Source organism: Dactylosporangium sp. NPDC049742 (genome assembly GCF_040674675.1).
GTDB classification, from domain to species: Bacteria; Actinomycetota; Actinomycetes; order Mycobacteriales; family Micromonosporaceae; genus Dactylosporangium; species Dactylosporangium maewongense.
Map to the genome: position 1 here is coordinate 1 of NZ_JBFANF010000078.1, position 22994 is coordinate 22994.

The 22994-nt window shown below is 73.9% G+C and carries 18 protein-coding genes, 1 rRNA gene and 2 pseudogenes; 18 read left to right on the forward strand and 3 right to left on the reverse strand.

Going from position 1 to position 22994, the window contains the following annotated elements:
• A 5S ribosomal RNA gene (gene rrf / locus AB0J72_RS51120) occupies positions 1-92 on the forward strand; the annotation flags it as partial.
• A gap of 463 nt (positions 93-555) precedes the next feature.
• On the opposite strand, the gene AB0J72_RS51125 is transcribed toward rrf, so the two are convergent.
• Positions 556-2415 carry a hypothetical protein gene (locus AB0J72_RS51125; RefSeq protein ID WP_363413912.1) on the reverse strand — a complete coding sequence of 620 codons (1860 nt, stop codon included), beginning with the start codon at positions 2413-2415 and terminating at the stop codon, positions 556-558.
• Between AB0J72_RS51125 and AB0J72_RS51130 the strand changes: the two genes are divergently transcribed.
• The gene (locus tag AB0J72_RS51130) at positions 2350-3417 is read left to right on the forward strand and encodes a hypothetical protein (protein ID WP_363413915.1); all 1068 of its coding nucleotides are present in this window, start codon (positions 2350-2352) and stop codon (positions 3415-3417) included. The two genes, AB0J72_RS51125 and AB0J72_RS51130, sit on opposite strands and share 66 nt — an antisense overlap.
• The gene (locus AB0J72_RS51135; protein WP_363413918.1) at positions 3410-4402 is read left to right on the forward strand and encodes an HAD-IIA family hydrolase; all 993 of its coding nucleotides are present in this window, start codon (positions 3410-3412) and stop codon (positions 4400-4402) included. The genes AB0J72_RS51130 and AB0J72_RS51135 overlap by 8 nt, the downstream gene beginning before the upstream one ends.
• A 7-nt stretch (positions 4403-4409) precedes the next feature.
• On the opposite strand, the gene AB0J72_RS51140 is transcribed toward AB0J72_RS51135, so the two are convergent.
• Positions 4410-4748, reverse strand: a complete 339-nt coding sequence (locus tag AB0J72_RS51140) for an SCP2 sterol-binding domain-containing protein (protein WP_344513314.1) — start codon at positions 4746-4748, stop codon at positions 4410-4412.
• A 126-nt stretch (positions 4749-4874) separates the two neighbouring features.
• Here AB0J72_RS51140 and AB0J72_RS51145 point away from each other — a divergent pair, with 126 nt between their 5' ends.
• The 7 genes and pseudogenes from AB0J72_RS51145 to AB0J72_RS51175 form a co-directional block, all read left to right on the forward strand.
• The gene (locus tag AB0J72_RS51145) at positions 4875-5588 is read left to right on the forward strand and encodes a hypothetical protein (RefSeq protein WP_363413923.1); all 714 of its coding nucleotides are present in this window, start codon (positions 4875-4877) and stop codon (positions 5586-5588) included.
• Positions 5589-5629: 41 nt separating this feature from the next.
• Positions 5630-5788, forward strand: a complete 159-nt coding sequence (locus tag AB0J72_RS51150; protein WP_344513310.1) for a hypothetical protein — start codon at positions 5630-5632, stop codon at positions 5786-5788.
• The gene (locus AB0J72_RS51155; protein WP_363413926.1) at positions 5788-6600 is read left to right on the forward strand and encodes a TlyA family RNA methyltransferase; all 813 of its coding nucleotides are present in this window, start codon (positions 5788-5790) and stop codon (positions 6598-6600) included. The genes AB0J72_RS51150 and AB0J72_RS51155 overlap by 1 nt, the downstream gene beginning before the upstream one ends.
• 64 nt (positions 6601-6664) lie before the next feature.
• Entirely contained in the window at positions 6665-7558 is an 894-nt protein-coding gene (locus AB0J72_RS51160; RefSeq protein WP_344513306.1) for an NAD kinase, read from the forward strand.
• Between the two features lie 39 nt (positions 7559-7597).
• Entirely contained in the window at positions 7598-9355 is a 1758-nt protein-coding gene (gene recN / locus AB0J72_RS51165; protein ID WP_363414041.1) for a DNA repair protein RecN, read from the forward strand.
• A 1076-nt stretch (positions 9356-10431) separates the two neighbouring features.
• Complete coding sequence (locus AB0J72_RS51170; RefSeq protein WP_363413930.1) at positions 10432-11214, forward strand: MOSC domain-containing protein; 783 nt, start codon at positions 10432-10434, stop codon at positions 11212-11214.
• 51 nt (positions 11215-11265) lie between these two features.
• A pseudogene (locus tag AB0J72_RS51175) lies at positions 11266-11724 on the forward strand (VTT domain-containing protein); the annotation flags it as partial.
• A gap of 186 nt (positions 11725-11910) precedes the next feature.
• Here the strand turns inward: AB0J72_RS51175 and AB0J72_RS51180 are convergent.
• Positions 11911-12126, reverse strand: coding sequence for a PASTA domain-containing protein (locus AB0J72_RS51180; protein WP_363413933.1), 216 nt, complete (start codon positions 12124-12126; stop codon positions 11911-11913).
• 190 nt (positions 12127-12316) lie between these two features.
• Here AB0J72_RS51180 and steA point away from each other — a divergent pair, with 190 nt between their 5' ends.
• The 8 genes and pseudogenes from steA (at position 12317) to AB0J72_RS51220 (ending at position 22941) form a co-directional block, all read left to right on the forward strand.
• Positions 12317-13489: a putative cytokinetic ring protein SteA gene (steA, locus tag AB0J72_RS51185; RefSeq protein WP_363413936.1), complete on the forward strand. Its 1173-nt coding sequence runs from the start codon at positions 12317-12319 to the stop codon at positions 13487-13489.
• Between the two features lie 46 nt (positions 13490-13535).
• Positions 13536-14489: a copper transporter gene (locus tag AB0J72_RS51190; RefSeq protein ID WP_363413939.1), complete on the forward strand. Its 954-nt coding sequence runs from the start codon at positions 13536-13538 to the stop codon at positions 14487-14489.
• Between the two features lie 556 nt (positions 14490-15045).
• Positions 15046-15642: pseudogene (locus AB0J72_RS51195) on the forward strand (hypothetical protein); the annotation flags it as partial.
• A 224-nt stretch (positions 15643-15866) separates the two neighbouring features.
• Entirely contained in the window at positions 15867-17396 is a 1530-nt protein-coding gene (locus AB0J72_RS51200; protein ID WP_363413942.1) for a lipid II flippase MurJ, read from the forward strand.
• A 2-nt stretch (positions 17397-17398) separates the two neighbouring features.
• Positions 17399-18484, forward strand: a complete 1086-nt coding sequence (locus tag AB0J72_RS51205) for a glycosyltransferase family 4 protein (protein WP_363413945.1) — start codon at positions 17399-17401, stop codon at positions 18482-18484.
• A complete protein-coding gene (locus AB0J72_RS51210) occupies positions 18484-20580 on the forward strand; it encodes a hypothetical protein (protein ID WP_363413948.1) in 2097 nt (698 codons plus the stop codon). The genes AB0J72_RS51205 and AB0J72_RS51210 overlap by 1 nt, the downstream gene beginning before the upstream one ends.
• Before the next feature lie 70 nt (positions 20581-20650).
• A complete protein-coding gene (locus tag AB0J72_RS51215; RefSeq protein ID WP_363413951.1) occupies positions 20651-22360 on the forward strand; it encodes a CTP synthase in 1710 nt (569 codons plus the stop codon).
• On the forward strand, positions 22357-22941 hold the full coding sequence (locus AB0J72_RS51220) for an NUDIX hydrolase (protein ID WP_363413954.1): 585 nt from the start codon (positions 22357-22359) through the stop codon (positions 22939-22941). Before AB0J72_RS51215 ends, AB0J72_RS51220 begins: the two co-directional genes overlap by 4 nt.
• Positions 22942-22994 lie beyond the last annotated feature (53 nt).

Sequence of the window (22994 nt, forward strand, 5' to 3'; positions counted from 1 at the left end):
CGCCCGGTCCCATTCCGAACCCGGAAGCTAAGCCCTCCAGCGCCGATGGTACTGCACCCGAGAGAGTGTGGGAGAGTAGGACGCCGCCGGACAAATTTTCGATTAAGGGCCGCCCTTTCCTGGGGCGGCCCTTAATTCGTTTACCGGGTCGAGCGCATGCGGTGCACCCCGGTCGGGAAGGATGAAGTCGTGACTGCAGGACCCCACGACCGCGACAACAGCGGGCAGGACCGGGGCGAGCGCCCCGCTTCCGGCGACCGCAAACCACGTTGGACCGGCGCTGACCGCGATCGCGGGTCGGCCTCGGGCTCCCGTACGCCCCGCGAGGGCGGACCCCGCGCAGGTCAGGACCGCTCCGGCGGGTTCCGCGACCGTGACGGCGGGCCGCGCGGCGGTGGCTTCCGCGACCGCGACGGTGGCTCCGGTGGCGGATACCGCTCCGGTGACCGTACCGGCGGATCCCGTGACGGCGGCTATCGTGCCGGCTCCGGCGGATCGGGTGGTTACCGCTCCGGCGACCGTCCGGCCGGCGGCGAGCGCTCGGGCGGCTACCGCTCAGGTGGCGAGGGCGGCTCCGGCGGCTTCCGGGGCGGCGACCGGCCCGCGCACCGCGACGGGGAACGCTCCGGCGGCTACCGGCCGCGCGAGGGTGGCGACCGGTCCGGCGGGTTCCGTGACCGTGACGGCGGGCCTCGTGGCGACCGTGGTGACCGGCCGGGCGGGTTCCGCTCGGGTGGTGCCGGCGGCTATCGCTCCGGTGGTGACCGGCCGGGATTCCGCGATGGTGAGCGTTCCGGTGGGTTCCGCGACCGCGACGGTGGACAGGGCGGCTTCCGCGACCGTGACGGTGGACCGCGCGGCGACCGCGCCGGCGGGTCCGGCGGGTTCCGTGACCGTGACGGCGGGCCTCGTGGCGACCGGCCGGGCGGGTTCCGGGACCGTGATGGCGGGCCGCGGGGCGACCGCGGTGACCGGCCCGGGTTCCGCGACGGTGCGTCGCGTGGGGACAGGCCCGGTGGGTTCCGGGACCGTGACGGCGGACCGCGGGGCGACCGCGGGGATCGGCCGGGCGGGTTCCGCGACCGGGACGGTGGGCCGCGCGGCGACCGCGCCGGTGGGTCTGGCGGGTTCCGTGACCGTGACGGTGGTCCTCGTGGCGACCGGCCGGGCGGGTTCCGTGACCGCGACGGTGGTCCTCGTGGCGACCGTGCCGGTGGCTTCCGCGACCGCGACGGCCAGTCCGGCGGGTTCCGTGACCGTGACGGCGGGCCGCGTGGCGACCGGCCGGGTGGGTTCCGTGACCGTGACGGCGGACCGCGCGGCGACCGCGCCGGTGGGTTCCGGGACCGTGACGGTGGTCCTCGTGGCGACCGGCCCGGGTTCCGTGACGGCGACCGGCAGGGTGGCTTCCGCGACCGGGACGGGTCGCGTGACGGTGGTCCTCGTGGCGGTGGGTTCCGTGACCGTGACGGTGGTCCTCGTGGCGACCGTGCCGGTGGGTTCCGTGACCGCGACGGTGGCCCCCGCGGCGACCGGCCGCCGTTCCGGGACAACGCCACGCGAGGGGACCGGCCGCCGTTCCGTGACGGTGGACCGCGTGACGGTGGACCGCGTGACGGTGGTCCTCGTGGCGGGTTCAGGGATCGTGACGGCGACCGGCCGGCGTACCGCGACCGCGGTGACCGCCCCGGTGGGTTCCGTGACCGGGACGACCGCGGCGATCGGCCCGGTGGGTTCCGGGACCGCGACGGTGCGCCCCGCGGTGACCGGCCGAGCGGGTTCCGTGACCGTGACGGCGCCCCCCGCGGCGACCGGCCGAGTGGGTTCCGCGACCGCGATGGTGGCCCCCGCGGCGACCGCGCCGGCGGGTTCCGTGATCGTGACGGTGGCCCGCGTGGCGACCGCGCCGGTGGGTTCCGTGACCGGGGTGACCGCCCGGCGGGTTCCGGTGGGTTCCGGGACCGTGACGGGCAGCGCTCCGGTGGCCACGGCGACCGGCCCGGGAACTTCCGGGACGACCGGGGCGGCCCGCGGCGCGACCGCGGCGACCGGCCCGGGCAGCGCGACGGCGGGCAGCGTGACAGTGGGCCGCGTGGCGGTGGGTTCCGTGACCGGGACTCCGGCGGGCGTGGTGCCGGCTTCCAGCGGCCCGAGGGGCTGCGGCGCGACGACGCCGGGGGCTACCGGCCGCGGCAGAGCGACCCGGGGTTCGTCGCCGAGGAGGTCGAGGGCGAGGAGACCGTCAGCCGCGTCGCGGATCCGGTGCTCGCCGACGACATCGACCCGGCGGAGCTGGACCGTGAGGTGCGCAGCGAGCTGAGCTCGCTGGCCCGGCCCGTCGCGGAGGAGGTGGCCCGCCGGCTCATCGCGACGGGGCAGCTGCTCGACGACGACCCGGAGCTGGCGCTCGCCCACGCGCTCGTCGCACGGCGGAAGGCGTCGCGTATCGCCGTGGTACGTGAGGCCGCCGGTCTCGCCGCGTACCACGCCGGGGAGTGGCAGACGGCGCTCGGTGAGCTGCGGACGTACCACCGGATGACCGGCCGGCAGACCCACATCGCGGTCATCGCCGACTGCGAGCGGGCGCTGGGGCGGCCGGAGAAGGCGATCGACCTGTTCCGGACCGCGGACCGGGAGAAGCTCACCGCCGAGGAGATCGTCGAGCTGCTGATCGTCGCCGCCGGTGCGCGCGGGGACATGGGGCAGCACGACGCCGCCGTGGCGATGCTGCAGGTGCGCGAGCTGACGTCGGCTCCCGAAGCGGTGTGGGCGGCCCGGCTGCGGTACGCGTACGCCGACGCCCTCCTGCGTGCCGGTCGCCGGGAAGAGGCCCGCGAGTGGTTCGCGCGCGCCGCCGACCTCGACGAGGACCTCGCCACCGACGCGGCCGAGCGGCTCCTGGAGCTCGACGGCATCGTCCTGGACGGCGACGATGACGACGACGAGGACCTCGCCGACGACCGCGCCCTCGCCGACGACAGCGACGAGGACGACGCGGACGAGGACGACGAGGACGACCGCGACGAGGACGACGACCGCGACGACGAAGACGACGTGGACGACTACGACGACGAAGACGACTACGACGACGATGACGACGAGGACGACGACGAAGACGCGGACGGCGAAGACGACCGCGACGACGAAGACGACTACGACGATGACGACGACGTAGACGACGAGGACGACGACGAGGACGACGACGGCGACTACGAGGACGAGGACGACGTAGACGGCGAGGACCAGGACCCGGACGACGTGGACGACGACGTCGACGGCGACGCGGACCGCGACGGGGAGCCGGACGACGAGGACGACCGCGACACCGACGGACCCACGGTCGACGACCGCGGGACCGTGACGGGCGCCGGCCGTACCGACGCCGACAACGACGACAGTGGGACGACTCGTGGCTGAGCAGGCGAGCGAAGACCTCGTCAGCCACTACGACCTGGTCATCTTCGACCTCGACGGGGTCCTGTACCTCGTCGACCAGGTCATCCCGGGCGCCGCTGAGGCGTGTGCGAGGCTGCGCGAGCGGGGGATTCCCAGCGCGTACGCCACGAACAACGCCTCGCGGCTGCCCGGCGACGTCGCGGCGTTGCTGACGCGCATCGGCATCCCCGCCGACGTGCGGGAGGTCGTCACGTCCGCGCACGCGACGGCGCTGCTGCTCGCCGAGCGGTTCGCGGCCGGGACACCGGTGTTGATCCTCGGGGCGCCGGCGCTGCAGGAGGAGGTCAGGGCCGTCGGGCTCCGGCCGGTCACCGACCCTTACGAGGCCGAGGTGGTCGTGCAGGGGTACGGGCCGGACGTCGCCATGCGGGACCTCGCCGACGCGTCGGTGGCCATCCGGGCCGGCGCGACGTGGATCGCGACGAACGCCGACAAGACGCTGCCGTCGCCGCGCGGGCCGCTGCCCGGGAACGGCTCGCTGGTCGTGGCGCTCGCCACGGCCCTCGGGCGGCAGCCGGACACGATCGTCGGCAAGCCCGACCCGACGCTGTTCCTGGAGGCGGCGCGGGAGCGGGCGGCGGCACACCCGATCGTCGTCGGCGACCGGCTCGACACCGACATCGAGGGCGCGTACCGGGCGGGCATGGACAGCCTGCTTGTCCTCACCGGGGTCAGCGACGCCGCGGAACTGCTCGCGGCACCGGTCGAGCGGCGGCCCACGTTCGTCGCGGAGGACCTGGCGGGGCTGTTCGAGACGCCGCCGGAGGCCGGGACGAACCAGTGGCGCGTCGACGACCTCGGCGACCGCTGGGTGCTGACCGGCGACGGGCGGCGGGTGGACGCGCTGATGGCGCTGTGCGCGGTCGCGTGGGCGGCGGGTGAGGTCCGGCCCGTCACGGGGAAGGGCGACGCCGCCGCGGCGGCACTGGAGTGGATGAGGCTCTGACCGCGAGCTAGAGCAGCTTCCGCAGCTTCAGCAGGTCGAACACGCCCGCGTCGATCTTGATGCGGCCGCTGGTCCAGGCCTGCATGACGTTGAGCTCACCGTTGACGAGGGCGACCAGGTCGTCGCTCGTCGCGGTGAGCTTGATCTTCGCGCGGGGGTCGTCGCCGTCGGTCAGGCCGGTGATCTGCCCGTCCTTCAGCTGCCCGTGGAACGCCACGTTCAGGTCCGTGACCCGGCAGGCGAGGGAGCGGTCGAAGTCCAGCTTCTCGCGGGCCTCGGCGGCGTTCGCGGCGAGCTTCGCCCCGAGCTTCTGCAACGCGGCGCGGCATTCCTCGACCGTGGCCATGTTTCCCCCCGTTTCCGTGCATCTAAATGTCCAATGCGGACACTTGGATTGTGACCGTACCGTACGGCGTCACGGACCGCCCGGTAGCGTGAACAGCGGTACACCACTTGGAGGAGAGGCGCAACCATGGCTCAGGAAGCCTGGCGGGCATATCTGGAACTGGCCTACGGCATGACCGAGGCGACGACCAAGAAGGCGACCAAGACGGTCCGCAGGCTGGTCGGCAGGAGCGGCGCGACCGCGGAGCAGCTGCAGGTGATGGCGGAGGACCTGCTGAAGGCCGGCACGGCCAACCGTGAGGCGATGACCAAGCTCGTCCGGTACGAGCTGGACCGCGCCCTGGGCGCCGTCGGCCTCGCCACGGCGGAGGAGGTCTCGGCGCTGACGAACCGCGTGCACGAGCTGGAGGCGAAGCTGAAGGCGGCCGCCGTGAAGCCGGCACCCGCGGCGCCTGCCGCGCCGGCCACCACGTCGCCGATCGAGCTGTCGCCGGTCGAGCCGGAGCCGGCGCTGCCGGTCGGCGCCGAGGCCGTCGAGACGGAGGCCGCCGCGCCGGCGGCGAAGAAGACGGTCGCGAAGCGGGTCGTCGCCAAGAAGACGGCCACCGCGCCGGCCAAGGCCGCCCCGGCGAAGACCGCCCCGGCCAAGACGGCCCCAGCGCGCAGGACGGCGGCCTCGAAGGCCGCTCCCACGCAGGCTGAGGCGCCGGCGGCGCCCGTCAAGAAGTCGGCCCCGGCGAAGAAGGCGGCGACGAAGGCCGCGGTCGAGAAGATCGCCGAAGCGTCGGATGTGGCGCCTGTGAAGAAGACCTCCCCGCGGAAGCGGGCGTCGTCCTCGTGAGCATCACTCCTGGTCCAGCCCCAGTTCCCGGCCCGGGCCCGATGCCGGGTCCGCCCGGTGCCGCGGCGCTCGGGCGGGTCGAGGCGGCGGTCGAGGCACTCAACGGGGTAGCGTCGCTGCCGTTGCAGCGTCAGGTCGCGGTGTACGCCGACGCCCATCGCACGCTGCAGGAGACGTTGGGCACGATCGAGGAACGGTGATGGCGCGGCGGACACGACTTGATGCCGAGCTGGTGCGCCGCGGCCTGGCCCGGTCGAGGGAGCAGGCGGCGGCGTTGATCGCCGAGGGGCGCGTCGAGGTGCGCGGCGTCGTGGCCGGCAAGGCGGCCGCCCAGGTCGACCCGGCCGACCCCGTCAACGTCCTCGCCTCGCCCGCCGGCGACGAGTACGTGTCGCGGGGCGGCCACAAGCTGGCCGGGGCGCTCGCGGCGTTCGAGGCACTCCCGGTACAAGGGCGGCGGTGCCTTGACGCCGGAGCGTCCACCGGCGGCTTCACCGACGTGCTGCTGCGCCGGGGCGCGGCCTCCGTCGCGGCCGTGGACGTCGGATACGGCCAGATCGCCTGGTCCCTGCGCACCGACGAGCGGGTGACGGTGATCGAACGCACGAACGTGCGCACCCTCACACCCGACGTCATCGGCGGGCCCGTCGACCTGACCGTGGCCGACCTGTCGTTCATCTCGCTGCGGCTCGTCCTCGCCGCCCTCGCCGCCTGCACGTCGGCCGACGGGGATCTGGTACCGATGGTGAAACCGCAGTTCGAGGTCGGCAAGGAACGGGTCGGGGAGGGCGGCGTCGTGCGGGATCCCGCGCTGCGCGCGGAGGCGGTGCTGGACGTGGCCGCCGCCGCCGCGGAGCTCGGCCTCGGCGTCGCGGGGGTGACGGTCAGCCCGCTGCCCGGCCCGTCCGGCAACGTCGAGTTCTTCCTCTGGCTGCGCCGCGACGCTCCCGCTGTGTCCCGTGCCGCGGTGTACGAGGCGGCCTCCGCCTCCCTGGAAGGATTGGTTCCGTGAGCGGTCCGGAGCGCAGGCACGGTGTCGGCCCAGGCCGGCGTCGCGGCGCCGCAGGGGTGGCGGCGTGACGCCACGGGAGGCGCTGCTCGTCACCCACACGGGGAAACGCAGCAACAACGAGCACGCCCGGACGGTGGCCGCGGACCTGCTCGACAACGGGTTCACGGTCCGCGTCCTCGCCGAGGAGGCCGGCGAGCTCGACATCCCGCGCGCCGTCCCGGTCAGCGGCGAGGCCGCCGCGCAGGGCGTGGAGATCGTGTTCGCGCTCGGCGGCGACGGCACCCTGCTCCGCGCCGCCGAGCTGGCCCGGCCGGCGAAGGCACCCCTGCTCGGGATCAACCTGGGCAAGGTCGGGTTCCTCGCCGAGGCCGAGATCGGCGACGTCGACAAGGCCGTCCGGGAGGTCGTCGAGCGGACGTACACCGTCGACGAACGCCTCACGATCGACGTCTTCGCCGAGCACGACGGGCGGCCGGTCGGCTCCTCGTGGGCGCTCAACGAGGTGACGGTCGAGAAGGGCGCCCGCGAGAAGATGCTGGAGCTGCTCGTCGAGGTCGACGGCAGGCCCCTGTCCCGCTACGGCTGCGACGGCGTCGTGTGCGCCACGCCGACGGGCTCGACGGCGTACGCGTTCTCCGCCGGCGGCCCGGTCGTGTGGCCGGAGCTGGAGGCGCTGCTGCTGGTGCCGATCAGCGCGCACGCCCTCTTCAGCCGGCCGCTCGTCATCGCGCCGACCTCGACGATCACCGTGAACGTCGAACCGTTCACCAGCTTCGCGCTGCTGTCCTGCGACGGCCGGCGGGTCATGGACCTCGCGCCGGGATCGACGGTCACCGTGCGGCGCGGCGCGCTCCCCGTCCGGGTGGTCCGGCTGCGTGAGCGACCGTTCACCGACCGCCTCGTGGCGAAGTTCGCCCTGCCGGTCGACGGTTGGAGACACAACAAACGGCACGGCTGAGTGGAGAAGTGTCGTACCCCGCGGCTAGTGTCTCTGCTTGTGCTGGAGGAACTCCGCATTACCGGACTCGGCGTTATCGAAGACGCCACACTGCCCCTTGGCCCGGGCCTGACCGTCATCACCGGCGAGACAGGCGCGGGAAAGACCATGGTCGTGACCAGTCTCGGCCTGCTGTTCGGCGGACGCGCCGACGCGGGCCGGGTCCGCGCCGACCCTGGCCGCGCCACCGTCGACGGCCGGCTCACGCTGCCCGCGCACCTGCGCGCGGCGGTCGAGAGCCGCATCGTCGACGCCGGCGCCGAGATCGACGACGACGGCACCCTGCTGATGAGCCGCACCCTGACGGCCGAGGGCCGCTCCCGTGCGCACGTCGGCGGGCGCACCGTGCCCGTCGCGGTCCTCGGCGAGGTCGGCGAGCGCGTGTTCGCCCTGCACGGCCAGTCCGACCAGCTGCGCCTGCTGCGACCGGCCGAGCAGCGCGCCGCCCTGGACCGCTACGCGGGGCCCGAGCACGAGAAGCTGCTGGGACGCTTCGCCGAGCTGTACACGCGCTGGCGCGCGGTCGAGGACGACCTCGCCGACCGCCGGGCCAATGCCAGGCAGCGCAGCCAGGAAGCCGACCTGCTCCGGCTCGGCCTCGACGAGATCAGCCGCGTCGACCCGCAGCCCGGCGAGGACGAGCTGCTGCGCGAGGAGGCCCAGCGGCTCGAGCACGTCGAGGGCCTGCGCAGCGCCGCCCAGCTCGCCCACGTCTCCCTGACCGGCACCGGCGACGGTGACGACGTCGTCGACGTGCTGAGCCTGCTGTCCACGGCCCGGCGCACCCTCGAGGCGCAGACCGGCGTCGACCGGGTCCTCGGCGAGCTCGCCGCCCGCCTCGACGAGGTCGCCACCCTCGCGGGTGACGTGACGACGGAGCTCGGCAGCTATCTCGCCTCCCTGGACGCCGACCCCGGCCGCCTCCAGGAGGTCTACGAGCGCCGCGCCGCGCTGCGCGCCCTCACCCGCAAGTACGCGGAGGACGTCGACGGCGTCGTCGCCTGGGCCGACCGCGCCCGCGCCAAGCTCGGCGAGCTCGACACGTCCGACGAGCTGCTCGAGGAGCTCGACCGGGAGCGCCGCCGCCTGCACGGCGAGGTCGCCGACCTCGCCGCGACCCTGTCCGCGGCCCGCCAGGAGGCGGCCGGCAGGTTCGCCGCCGACGTCACCGTCGAGCTGGCCGGCCTGGCCATGCCGCACGCCCGTATCCACGTCGTCGTCGCCCCCAAGCCCGCCGGCGGCGCGGCGACCGTCCCCACCGCCGACGGCACCGAGGCCGGCGTCGGCCCCGACGGCGCCGACGACATCGAGCTGCGCCTCCTGCCGCACCCCGGCGCCCCCGCCCAGCCGCTGCAGAAGGGCGCCTCCGGCGGCGAGCTCTCCCGCGTCATGCTGGCCATCGAGGTCGTCTTCGCCGGCGTCGGCGGCCCGCCCACCCTGGTCTTCGACGAGGTCGACGCGGGCGTCGGCGGCACCGCGGCGGTCGAGATCGGCAAGCGCCTCGCCCGCCTCGCCCGCGACCACCAGGTCCTCGTCGTGACCCACCTGCCGCAGGTGGCCGCGTTCGCCGACCGGCACCTCGTCGTCGCCAAGGACACCGGCGGCGCCGTCACCACCAGCGGCGTCCGCGTCGTCGAGCACACCGACCGGGCTCGGGAGCTCGCCCGCATGCTGGCCGGCCTGCCCGACTCCGACCTGGGCATCGCGCACGCTGAGGAGCTCCTGTCGGTCGCCGACCGCGAGAAGTCCAACCCCTGACCGCACCCCGACCCTGCCGCCACCGCCCGCAGGCCACCGCAGCCCGCGGGCGGTGACGCTGCCCCATCGCTTCGGCGGCCGGGGCCTGCTTCCGACCGGCGGCCCGGTCGCGTCTCTGCGTCCGGGCCGGTTCTCGTGATCCGGAAGAGTTGTGGTTGCTCTGGCGACATTTTCTCTTCCGGATCATGTGGTTGGTCTGGGTGCTGGCCGGTCTGGGGCGGCGGTCGTTGGGGTGTGCGTGCTGCGGCGTGTTGGCTCGCTGTCCGGCCGGTCGTGGCTCGGCGTTCGGGCCGGTTCTCGTGATCCGGAAGAGTTGTGGTTGCTCTGGCGACAACTTCTCTTCCGGATCATGTGTGGTTGGTGCTGGTGCCCGTTGGTCTGAGGGGCGCCCGGGGCGCCGCTGTCCCGCGGGTGGTGAGGCTGTCCCTGGTTGTGGTTCGGCGTTCGGGCCGGTTTCCGTGATCCGGAAGAGTTGTGGTTGCTCTGGCGACATTTTCTCTTCCGGATCATGTGGTTGGTCTGGGTGCTGGCCGGTCTGGGGCGGCGGTCGTTGGAGTGTGCGTGCTGCGGCGTGTTGGCTCGCTGTCCGGCCGGTCGTGGCTCGGCGTTCGGGCCGGTTCTCGTGATCCGGAAGGGTTGTGGTTGTTCTGGCGACATGTTCTCTTCCGGATCATGTGGTTGGTGCTGGTGTCCGCTGGTCTGAGGGGCGCCTTGGGCGCCGATGTCCCGCGGGTGGTGGTGCTGCCCGGCCGGTCGCGGTTCGGTGTTGGGGCTGGTTTTCGTGATCCGGAAGAGTTGTGGTTGCTCTGGCGACAAGTTCTCTTCCGGATCATGAGGGGTCGGCGGCGGGGGCGCGACTTGTGATCCTGTGTGGTTCGGTGGTTGGGGAGTCTGTTGTGAACTGGTGGCGGACGAGTGCGGGCGGATAGATGTTGCGCGATGTGCCTACCTCCTAGAGATCATTTTGGGGGTGGATTGCGCGGTGTCGATGGCGTGAAAGGGGCATAGTGGGGCATTGACCGATGTCTGTTGAGGGGCCGGCAAGGTGTTCGGATTGACGGGGGAGGGTGGGGCGGATGGGTGGGGTTCGGGTGGTGGAGGTTTGGCGGTACGCGATGAAGTCGGCGGGAGGGGAGCGGGTCGGGGCGGTTGAGGTAGGGGCTCACGGGGTGGTGGGGGATCGGCGGTGGGCTTGCGTTGACCGGGACGGGGTGGTGGTCAGTGCGAAGCAGCCCCGGCTCTGGGGGCGGCTGCTGCAGGTCCGGGCCGCGGGTGGCCGGGTGCATCTGCCCGGCGGGGAGTCGGCGGTGCTCGACGAGACGGCCGGTGAGCTGCTGTCGGGGTGGTTGGGGCGGGCGGTGACGGTGACCGATGTGGTGCCCGAGGGGGCGGTGCTTCGGCGGTACTGGCCGCAGGAGCGGGACATGATCCCGTCCTGGGCGGCGGCGGGTGGGAGCGTGGGCGGCACCGAGGTGCTCAGCGAGATCGGCAGCGGGAGGTTTCACGACTTCGGGGCGGTGCACGTCGTGACGACCGGGGCGCTGCGCCGGCTCGCGGAGGTGCACGGTTCGGTGGTGGACCATCGGCGGTTCCGGCCGAACCTGGTGCTGGACCTGCCGGAGGACCCCGCGCCTGGGGAAGCGGTGACGATCGGGGGCGTGCGGTTGCGGGCACAGCTGCCGACGCCGCGGTGCGTGGTGCCCGCGCTCGATCCGGAGGCGCCGGGGAGCCTGGACCGCGGGGTGTTGCGGACCCTGGCGGGGCATTACCGGACGGCGGTCGGGCAGCTCGGCACGGCGGCGTGTTTCGGCTGGTACGCGACGGTGGAGCAGACGGGACGTATCGAAACCGACGGGTGATGGTCGTCCGCACGACGGTCGATGTTCGGCGCGTCAGGGGACAGTCGGGCGATGCGGGACCTCGTTGAGTCGTTCGCGGCGACGCCGTGGGTGGTGCTGGTCGTGTTCGTGGTGGCCGCGCTGGACGCCGTGGTGCCGTTGTCGCCGAGCGAGTCGACGCTGATCGCGGTCTCGGTGCTGTCCGCGCAGACGGGGCGGCCGGCGATCTGGCAGGTCGTCGTCGCGGCGGCGGCCGGCGCGTTCGCGGGGGACGTGGTGTCGTTCCGGATCGGGGTCACGGCGGGGGCCGGGGTGCTGCGGCGGCTGCGGACGAAGCGTCGTGGGCTGCAGGTGTACGGGTGGGCGCACCGCACCCTGACCGAGCGGGGCGGCCAGGCGCTCGTGTTCGCCAGGTACCTGCCCGGTGGCCGGTCCGCCTCGGCCCTCGCCGCCGGGGTGGTCGGCTACCCGGCGGGGCGGTTCCAGGCGTGGACGGCCGTCGGGGTGAGCGTGTGGGCCGCGATGGCCGGCTCCATCGGGTACATGTGCGGGCGGTTCCTCGACGGGCGGCCCTGGCAGGCGCTGCTGCTCGCCTACGCCGGCGCGGCCGCGCTCCTGCTGGTCGCGGAGGCGCTGCGGCGGGCCACCCCACCGCCCGCGACCGGACGGGGTGCCGATGAGCGGGATGCCGGCGAACGGGACGCGGGCGGCGAGGGTCTACGGGAGGCCGACGAGCAGGTTGACCCGGGTGCCGCGCGGGGCGACGGTGAGCGGCAGGGTCGACTGCTCCAGGACGATCATGGTGCCGCTGGGGCCGACCTCACGGATCACACCCAGCTCGAGGCCGGCGGCCCGCAGCTCGGTGGCGGCGTCGGTGGGTGACTTCCCGGTGAGGTTGGGGACCAGGGTGAGGCTGATCGACGAGAGGTTCACTGCGGCTCCTTCCGAGGCTTCCAGGGACTAGAGGAGCCCGGAGGGGTCGTGAATACGCGGAAAATGTGTCGCCTGGCTGACAGTCGGGAAGAGTGATGGGCATCACCCCACGCGCGAAAGGCCCCCTTCCACCTGGTAGTGGACATGTCGCGCGCGGCTTTTGTCAGAGGTCCATGCCAGGATGGTTGAGATGCGACTTCCAACCTTGCGCCGCACCCGGCCCGCCGAGCCGGGTGTCATCGGTGGCGTCGTGCGGCTGGATCGGCGGACCAAACGCTTGGTGGGCCGGCTGCGCCCCGGTGAGATCGCGGTCATCGACCACGTCGACCTCGACCGTGTCGCCGCCGACTCGCTCGTCGCGGCAGGGGTCGCGGCGGTGCTCAACGCGAAGCCGTCGGTGTCGGGCCGCTATCCCAACCTGGGCCCCGAGGGGCTGATCAAGGCCGGGATCCCGCTCGTCGACGACCTCGGCGAGGAGCTGTTCGAGCGGCTGCGGGAGGGCGAGACCGTCCGCATCGACGGCGACACCGTGTATGTCGGTGAGGACGCGGTCGCGAAGGGGCGGCGGCAGGACGCGGAGACGGTCGCACTGTCGATGGCCGACGCCCGCGAGGGCCTTTCGGTGCAGCTGGAGGCGTTCGCCGCCAACACGATGGAGTATCTGAAGCAGGAGCGCGCGCTGCTGCTCGACGGCGTCGGTGTGCCCGAGATCCAGACGGAGATCGCCGGGCGGCACTGCCTGATCGTGGTCCGCGGCTATGACTACAAGGCCGACATCGACGTGCTGCGGCCGTACATCCGCGAATACAAGCCCGTGCTGATCGGGGTCGACGGCGGCGCCGACGCGCTCGTCGAGGCCGGCTACACGCCGGACATGATCATCGGGGACATGGACTCGGTCTCCGACGACGTGCTGCGCTGCGGTGCCGAGGTGGTCGTGCACGCCTACCCCGACGGGCGGGCGCCGGGGCTGGCGCGCGTGCAGCGGCTGGGTGTGGAGGCGATCACGTTCCCGGCGGCGGCGACGAGCGAGGACATCGCCATGCTGCTCGCCGACGAGAAGGGCGCCTCGCTGCTCGTGGCGGTCGGCACCCACAACACCCTGATCGAGTTCCTCGACAAGGGCCGCGGCGGCATGGCCTCCACCTTCCTCACCCGGCTGAAGCTCGGTGGCAAACTGGTCGACGCCAAGGGCGTCAGCAGGCTCTACCGGCAGAGCCTGTCGGGCTCGTCGCTGATCCTGCTGCTGGCCTCGGCGATCGCCGCGATGGCGGCGGCGCTCGCGGTCACCACGATCGGCCGGGCGTATCTGAGCGTCATCGCCGAGTGGTGGGACAACCTGATCTTCACGCTGTTCTCCTAGCGCCGCTCGACCGGGCGCTGCTCCTTTCTGGACGGGACCGTTTCCTGTGATCAACTTCCGGTACCACGTGGTGTCGCTGGCCGCCGTGTTCCTGGCGCTCGCCATCGGCCTCGTCGTCGGGACCGCGGCGGCGAACGGGCCGCTCGCCGACCAGCTCAACGACCAGGTGAACAAGATCACCGACGAGAAGCAGCAGCTCCGCGACGACCTGGACCAGTCCCGGGCGGAGCTGAAGAAGAACGCGGACTTCGCGAACGAGGTCGCCCCGATGCTGCTCAACGGCAAGCTCGCCGGGCGCAACGTGCTGCTGGTCAAGATCGAGGGCAGCGACAAGGACGTCGACACCGCCGCCGACGGGATCGGCGACATGCTGCAGACGGCCGGCGCCAAGGTCACCGGCACCGTCACGATCAAGGAGAAGTTCACCGCCGCGTCCAGCGACGACAACCTGCTCGACCTCGCCGAGTCCTCGGCGCCGCCGGCGATCAGCGGCGCGCTGCCCAACAACGGCAAGGGCCAGGAGACGTCGGCGGCGCTGCTCGCCGCGGTCCTCGTCGCAGACAAGCCCGGCACCCCGCAGATCGACGGCACCCGGAGGGTCCTGTCGGCGTACGAGGCGGGCGGCTGGATCAGTCTCGACGGCGACCTGAAGACCTCGGCGGACGCGGTCATCGTCATCTCCGGCGCGCCCGCCAGCGGCAAGGACGCCAAGGAGCGCAACGCGGTCGCGCTCACCGTCGTGAGCCGCTTCGCCCTCGCGCTGTCCAACGACCTGGTGGTCGCCGGCCTGTCCGCCAACGGCCTGGTGTCCGCGGTCCGCGACGACGCGTCGATCGCCAAGAGCGTGTCGACGGTCGACAACGCCGTCACCGCCTACGGTCAGGTCGCCGCGGTGCTCGCCCTCGTCGAGCGGATCGGCGGCAAGACCGGCCACTACGGCATCGGCAGCGGCGCCAACAGCCTGCTGCCCAAGACCGCGGGTGTGGTCAGTGGTTCGTAAGCTGCTCGCCGCCGCCGCGGGGGCGGCCGCCGCCAGGGCCGCGCTGCGTGAGCTGCGCGGCCTTCCGGCCCTCGACCGCACCAACTTCCGCGGCCGCACCGTCTCCCTCGCCGGTGGCCCGGCCCTCGCCCTCGGCGCCGCCGCGGGCGCGGTCCTCGGCGGCGCCGGCCGCAGCACGCCCAGAAGCGCCACCGGGCGCGGCGCCGGCGGAGGCACCACCGGGCGCGGCGCCACCGGGCACGCGACCGGCCGCGGCGCCGGAAGCGACACCAGACGCGCGACCGGCCGCGACACGGGTCGCGCGATCGGCCACGGGGCCGGAAGCGACACAGGACGCGCGACCGGAGGCGCTGCCGCACGCACCGCCCGCCACGGTGCCGGAGGCGGCGACGCCGGCCTCGGGACCGGAAGCGGCGCCGTGGAGCGCGGCCGGGAAGCCGATGGGCGGTCCTCCGAGCGCGACGGGACGCGGCGGCCCGGCAGGCGCGGCGCGACACCCCCTCGGCAGCGCCGGGGTGCCGGAGCGCCGCTGACCGGGCGCGGACCGGCCGTCATGGGGGCCGCAGCGGTCGCCGGGCTCGGCGCGGGCGCGGTCGGGCTCTACGACGACCTCGTCGGCGGGCGGCCCGAGCACTCGGCCAAGGGGTTCCGGGGCCACCTCGGGGCGCTGAAGGAAGGCCGGGTGACCAGCGGCCTCGTGAAGATCGCCGGGGTCGGCGCCGCGGGACTGGTGGCGGCGGCGCTGCTGCCCCGGCGGCGGGCCGTCGACGTGCTGCTCGGCGCGGGCGTCATCGCCGGCACGGCGAACCTGTTCAACCTGCTCGACCTGCGCCCCGGGCGGGCGATCAAGGCCGGCATGCTGGTCGGCGCGCCGCTCGCGGCAGGCAAGGGCGGCGGCGTCGCGGCCGGGGCGCTCGGGGCCGCCGGGGCGCTGATCGCCGACGACCTCGGCGAGGAGATCATGCTCGGCGACGCCGGGGCCAACGCGCTCGGCGCCGTGCTCGGCACCGCGTACGTGGCCCGCACCGGCACGTTCGGCCGGCTCGCCGCGCTCGCGGGGCTGGTAGCGCTGACGGCGGCGAGCGAGAAGGTCAGCTTCACGCAGGTCATCGAGAGGACCCCGGCGCTGCGCGCGCTCGACCACCTCGGCCGGCTGAAGCCCACCGTCCCGCCCGCCATGGCCGCCCCACCCGCCGCGCCCGACGTCGAAGAGCCCGACGTCGAAGAGCCCGAGGTGGGCGATGGGGCCGAGGAAGCGGCCCGGATGGCCGTACCGGAGAAGCAGCAACAGAAGCCGAAGCCTTCGCCGAGACCGCGTCGCGACGGGTGACGGGGAAGCGGCTGGTCGGAGCCGCGGCGTTGGTCGCGGGGCTCACCATGCTGAGCCGGATTGCCGGATTTGCGCGCATTCTGGTGTTCAACTGGTCCGTCGGGCCGACGTACCTCGGCAACGCGTACACCGCGGCGAACACCATCCCGAACATCATCTTCGAGCTCGTCGCCGGCGGTGCCCTCGCCAGTCTCGTGGTGCCGCTGCTCGCCGGGTCGGTGGCCCGCCAGGACCGGCAGGCCGTGGCCCGGACGGTGTCGGCGCTGCTCGGCTGGGTCCTGCTGCTGCTCGTGCCGATGTCGGTCCTCGTCGCGCTCCTCGCCCGGCCGCTCGTCGGGCTGCTGATGCCCGGGCAGCCGGCCGGGGCCGTCGACGCCGGGACGGACATGCTGCGGGTGTTCGCGCCGCAGCTGCCGCTGTACGGGATCGGCATCGTGCTGACGGGCACCCTGCAGACCTACCGGCGGTTCGCGTGGCCGGTCATCGCGCCGCTGCTGTCCAGCGTGACGGTGATGACGGTGTACGTGACGTTCGGGCGGCTCGCCGGGCGCGGCGCGGACCTCGGCCAGGTGGACACCGGCGACCTGTGGCTGCTGTCCGGCGGCACCACCCTCGCGGTCGCGGTCCTGACGCTCAGCCTGCTCATCCCGCTGCGCCGGCTCGACCTGAGGCTGCGCCCGACGCTGCGGTTCGACGTCGGCGAGGTGCGCACCCTGAAGCCGCTCGTCGTCGCCGGGATCGTCACCGTCGGCAGCCAGCAGCTGGTGCTCGGGCTCGCGATCGCGCTCAGCGGCTACGCCGGCAAGGGCGCCGTCGTCGTCTACAGCCTCGCCCAGACGATCTACCTGCTGCCGTGGGCGGTGCTCGCCGTGCCGGTGGCGACGACCGCGTACCCGGGGCTGGCGGAGGCCGGCGAGGCGAAGGACCGGCGCGGGTTCGCGGAGGCGCTCGCGCCGGCCCTGCGGACCGTGGTCGTCGTCACGTTCCTCGGCGCGGCCGCGCTGGTCGTGCTCGCCGAGCCGGTCGCGGTCGTGCTCGCCGAGCTGTCGTCGAGGCCGCCGGACATCGGCCAGCTCGCCGGCGGCATCACCTGGTTCGCCCCCGGGCTGGTCGGCTACGGGCTGTTCGCGCTGCTGTCGAGGGCCCTGTACGCGGGCGGCAACGCGTACCCCGCCGCCTGGGCGACCGGCGTCGGCTGGGCCGTCGTCGCCGCCACCGCCGTGCCGCTCGCGGTGGCGCTGCCGCTCGACCGGCGCGTCGCCGCGCTCGCGGCGGCCAACTCGATCGGCATGCTCGTGCTCGCGGCCGCGCTCTGGCTGGCCGTCCGCGCCCGGGCCGGCGCCGAAGCGGTCGCGGGCGCCGGCCGCACGACTGCCGCCGCCGCCACGTCGGCGGCCGCCGCCACGACCGTGGCATTGATGCTCAGAAATGCCGTATGGGGCAGCGACACCCCAGGTGTGCCCGCCGCCGTCGCACAGGGCATGCTGTGCGGAGTCGCGGTGGCGGTGGTGTTCCTCGCCGGGGTGGCGGTCATGGACCGGCGGACCCTGCAGCGACTCAGACACAGAAGGGGCTGAGGGTGGGAGCCGCCCGCATCGCGTTGGTCCTGGCGTCGAGCACCGGTGGCGTCGGGCGGCACGTCGGCATGCTCGTCGACGGGCTCGCCGGGCGCGGCGCCGACGTCAGCGTGCACGGCCCGGCCGCCACCGATGAGCAGTTCGGGTTCGCCCGGCGTGGCGCGCGGTTCGTGCCCGTCGAGATCCCCGCCAGCCCCCAGCCCGGTGACGTCCTCGCCGTCCGGGCGCTGCGCCGGTCGCTGCGGAACATCGACGTCGTCCACGCGCACGGGCTGCGCGCCGGGTTCGTCGCCGCGCTCGCCCGGCCGGCCGGCATCCCGCTCGTCGTCACCTGGCACAACCTCGTCCTCGCCAAAGGACTGCGGGCGAGGCTCTACGGCCCCCTCGAGCGGCGGGTCGCCCGCAGCGCCGACGTCGCCCTCGGCGTCTCCACCGACCTCGTCGAGCGGATCCGGGAGCTCGGCGGCCGCGACGTCCGGCTCGCGCTCGTGCCCGCGCCCGTCCTGCCGCCGCCCGCCCGCACCCGCGACGAGGTCCGCGAGGAGCTCGGCGTCGAGGAGGGCCGGCCGCTCGTCCTCGCCGTCGGCCGCCTGCACCCGCAGAAGGGCTTCGAGAACCTGGTCGCCGCGCGGTGGTCGGAGCCGCAGCCGTACGTGGCGATCGCCGGCAGCGGCCCGTCCTACATGACGCTCGCGCAGCGGATCTCCGCCGAGCACGCGCCCGTCCACCTGCTCGGCTACCGCGAGGACGTCCCGGACCTGCTCGCCGCCGCCGACCTGGTCGTGGTCACCAGCGTGTGGGAGGGGCAGCCGCTGTTCGTCCAGGAGGCGCTCGCCGCCGGTGTACCGCTGCTCGCGACCTCCGTCGGCGGCATCCCGGAGGTCGTCGGCGACGGCGCCCGGCTGGTCGAGCCGCATGACGTCGAAGGCTTCACCGCCGCCGCCGAGGCGCTGCTCGCCGACCCGCAGGAGCTGGCGGCGCTCGGCAAGCGGGGCCAGGCCCGCGCCGCCACCTGGCCGACCGAGCGCGACACCCTGGACCAGGTCGAGGCGGTGTACGCACAGGTACGCGCCAGCGGGGACCGTTGATGCGGCACCGGCTGCACCGTTTCACCCCGGCGCTGCTGTCCCTGCTCGTCGGGTTCGTCGCGCTGCTCGCCCTCATCCCGCGGCCCGCCGCCGAGGCCGTCCCGCCGTCCGCCGACTACGTGATCATCGTCGGGGTCGCCGGGCTGCGCTGGGACGACGTCAACCCGACCGACACCCCCACCATGTGGCAGCTGGCGGAGAACGGCGCCATCGGCGCGCTGTCCGTGCGCTCCGCGCGGCGGGTCACCTGCGCTGGCGACGGCTGGCTCACCCTCGGCGCCGGCAACTACGCCACGTTCACCACCGGCCCCATCACGTCCACGTGCCCGCCGCTGCAGGTGTCGATCTCCGCCGACCAGACCAGGACCGGCGCGTCGCTGCCCGACCTCGGCGGGGTCGTCGCCAAGAACCGCGCCCTGCACTGGGGCGCCCAGCCGGGCGCGCTCGCCGAAGGTGTCCGCTGCACCACCGCCGTCGGCCCGGGCGCCGCCGTCGCCGCCGCCAGGCCGTACGGGCGGGTCGACCGCTACGCCGACGCCGTCGACGAGAACCTCCTGTCCGCGTGCGCGCTGTCCATCGTCGACCTCGGCCAGATCGCCGGCAGCGACGCAGCTTCCCGCGCCTCCGACGCCCGCCGCGCCGACGCCGGGCTCGCCGCCGTCATCGCCAACCGCCCCGACCGCGCCGTCGTCGTGCTCGCCGGCCTCTCCGACCTCGACGCCAGCAGCCGCCTGCACGTCGCGATCGCGCAGGGCCCCGGCTACACCGGCGGCTGGCTCACCTCGACGTCCACGTCCCGGCCCGGGTACGTGCAGGTCGTCGACCTCGCCCCGACCGCCCTCTCGGCGCTGGACCGGCCGATTCCCGGCAAGCTCTTCGCCGGCGGCGCCGCCACCATGAGCGACGGCCGGCCCGCGTCCGTCGACCAGGCCGTCGAACGCCTCGCCGACGCCGACCGCGAAGCCAGCGTGCAGCAGCGGGTCGGCTCCAACTTCTTCCTGCTCCTCGTCGTCGCCGAGCTGGCCCTGTTCCTGCTCGTCGTGCCGCTGCTGCGGTGGGCCCGCCGGCCGGCCGGGCCGATCGCCCACCCGCCCGCCCCGCGGGTCGTCGTGCGCGCCGCCGAGGTGCTGCTCATCGCCGCGTCGCTCGCCGTGCCCGCCGCGCTTGTCGCCGACCTGCTGCCCTGGTGGCGGTGGTCGTCGCCCGGCCTCGGGTTCGGCGGCGTCACCCTCGCCGCGCTCGCCGTCGCCACCGCCGTCATCGCGCTGACCTCCTCGCGCAGCCGCGCCAACGCCCCGCTCGGCGGGGTCGCCGCCGTCGGCGCGCTCGCCGTCGCCCTCGACGTGCTCACCGGGGCGCGGCTGCAGCTCAACGGGGTCGCCGGCTACTCCGCCGCGGCCGGCGGGCGCTACGCGGGCGTCGGCGTCATCGGCCTCGGGCTGCTCGTCACCGGCGTCCTGCTCGGTGGCGCCAGCCTCGCGCAGCGCTTCGAGCGGCGATGGCGGCCGTTCGTCATGGCCGTCGTCGGCGGGGCCGGGCTGGTCGTCATCGGCAGCCCGTACCTCGGCGCCGACGCCTCGGGAGCGGTCGCGCTGACCGCCGGGGTGTGCGCGGCCGCCGCCCTCGCCGTCGGCGGCTGGCTCACGATGACCCGCCTGGTCTGGGCGGCCGTCGCCGCGCTCACCGTCACCGCCGGCATCGGCGTCCTCGACCTCTTCCGCCCCGAGGCGCAGCGCAGCAGCGTCGGGCGGCTCCTCGTGCGCACCCAGGACGGCACCGTCGGTTACATCGCCCGGCGCATCGGCGAGGCCAACGTGGTGACAACCGTCACCAGCCCGCTCACCATCCTCGTCATCGGCACCGTTCTCTACGTGACGTTCGTGCTGCTGCGCGACTGGGGCGGGTTCCGCCGGCTGCTCGGCGTGTTCCCGCCGGTCCGGGGCGCCCTGGCCGGGTTGGTGCTGGCCAGCCTGCTCGCCGGGGTCATCGAGGGGGTGTCGCTCAACGTCCTCGGGGCCGCCCTCGCCACCGCCGCGCCATTGACCGTCCTCGCGTGCCTGCGCGTCCTCGACCACGCCGACGACCGCACCCGGTGATTTTCCCGCAGGCTGGGCGGCCCGGAGTGTCCGAAGCGGCCCCGTTCACCTGCTGTTAGGCTGAACTCCCGTGGATCGCTCTTCGACACGGACCGGTGCGAGCCGGCAGGCTAAGCACATCTTCGTCACCGGGGGCGTCGCCTCCTCACTCGGCAAGGGTCTGACCGGCTCCAGCCTCGGCAGTCTCCTCAGCGCCCGCGGTCTGCGGGTCGTCATGCAGAAGCTGGACCCCTACCTCAACGTCGACCCCGGCACCATGAACCCGTTCCAGCACGGTGAGGTGTTCGTCACCGAGGACGGCGCCGAGACCGACCTCGACATCGGTCACTACGAGCGGTTCCTGGACCAGGACCTGTCCCGCAACGCCAACGTCACGACCGGCCAGATCTACTCGGCGGTCATCGCCAAGGAGCGGCGCGGCGAGTACCTCGGCGACACCGTCCAGGTCATCCCGCACGTCACCAACGAGATCAAGGCCCGCATCCGGGCGATGTCCGCGCCCGACGCGGACGGCGTCGCCCCCGACGTGATCATCACCGAGGTCGGCGGCACCGTCGGCGACATCGAGTCGCTGCCGTTCCTCGAGGCGATCCGCCAGGTCCGCCACGACATCGGCCGGGACAACTGCTTCTTCCTGCACGTGTCGCTGGTGCCGTACCTGGCGCCGAGCGGCGAGCTGAAGACCAAGCCGACCCAGCACTCCGTCGCCGCGCTGCGCAGCATCGGCATCCAGCCCGACGCGCTCGTCTGCCGCTCCGACCGGCAGATCCCGGAGAAGACGAAGAACAAGCTCGCCCTGTACTGCGACGTCGACGCCGAGGCGGTCGTGTCCGCGCCGGACGCGCCGAGCATCTACGACATCCCCCGCGTGCTGCACGAGGAGGGCCTCGACGCGTACGTCGTGCGCCGCCTCGGCCTGTCCTTCCGCGACGTGGCGTGGAAGAAGTGGGACGACCTCCTCGAGCGGGTCCACCACCCGCGGCAGACCGTCACCGTCGCGATCGTCGGCAAGTACGTCGACCTGCCCGACGCGTACCTGTCGGTCACCGAGGCCGTCCGCGCCGCCGGCTTCGCGCACCGCGCCCGGGTCGAGATCCGCTGGGTGCCCAGCGACACCTGCACCACCCCGGCCGGCGCCGCCCAGGCCCTCGCCGGCGTCGACGGCGTCGTCATCCCCGGCGGCTTCGGCGTCCGCGGCATCGAAGGCAAGATCGGCGCCTCGCAGTACACCCGCGAGCACGGCATCCCGACCCTCGGCCTGTGCCTCGGCCTGCAGTGCATGACGATCGAGGTCCTGCGCAACGTCGGCGGCGTCGCCGGCGCCAACTCCGTCGAGTTCGACGGCGACGCCACCGACCCGGTCATCTCCACCATGGCGGACCAGGAGGACATCGTCGCCGGCAAGGGTGACCTGGGCGGCACGATGCGCCTCGGCGCCTACCCGGCGGTCCTCGCCCCCGGCACGCTCACCGCCGACGCGTACGGCGCGTCCGAGGTGTCGGAGCGGCACCGCCACCGGTACGAGGTGAACAACGCCTACCGCGACGCCATGACCTCCGCCGGGCTGCGCATCTCCGGCACGTCGCCGGACGGCCGGCTGGTCGAGTTCGTCGAGCTGGACCGGGAGCGGCACCCGTTCTTCGTCGCCACCCAGGCCCACCCGGAGCTCAAGAGCCGCCCGACCCGCGCGCACCCGCTGTTCGCCGCGTTCGTCGGCGCGGCCGTCACCTACAACGCCGCCGACCGCCTTCCCGTCGAGCTGGAAACGGTCGACGCATGACCTATGAGGTGCTGTCGCACACGGAGCGGCTGCGCAACAAGGTCTTCGCGATCTTCACCGACGACGTCGCCATGCCCGGCGGCGGGTCCGCCCTGCGCGACTACATGGTGCACGTCGGCGCCGTCGGGGTCGTCGCCGTGGACACCGCCGGGCGGGTGGCGCTGGTCCGCCAGTACCGGCCGGCGGTCCGGCAGGTGCTGTGGGAGCTGCCCGCGGGCCTCGTCGACGTGGAGGGCGAGCCCCTCGTCGACGCGGCCGCCCGGGAGCTCGCCGAGGAGGTCGACCTCGCCGCCGCGACGTGGGACCTCCTCGCCGAGGTGCACCCGTCACCCGGCTGCTCCAACGAGAAGATCCGGCTGTTCCTGGCCCGGGACATCTCGCCGGTGCCGGAGACCTCCCGCCACACCCGTACCCACGAGGAGGCGGAGCTGGAGCTGCACTGGGTCGACCTCGACACGGCGGTGGGGATGGCGCTGAGCGGCGAGGTCACCAACGCCGCCTGCATGGTGGGCATCCTCGGCGCCGCCCACGCCCGCGACCGCGACTGGAAGCCGCTGCGCCCGGCCGCGACCGCCACCTGACCCGGTTCCTCATGATCCGGAAGAGTTTTCGTCGCCCTGGCGACCAGAACTCT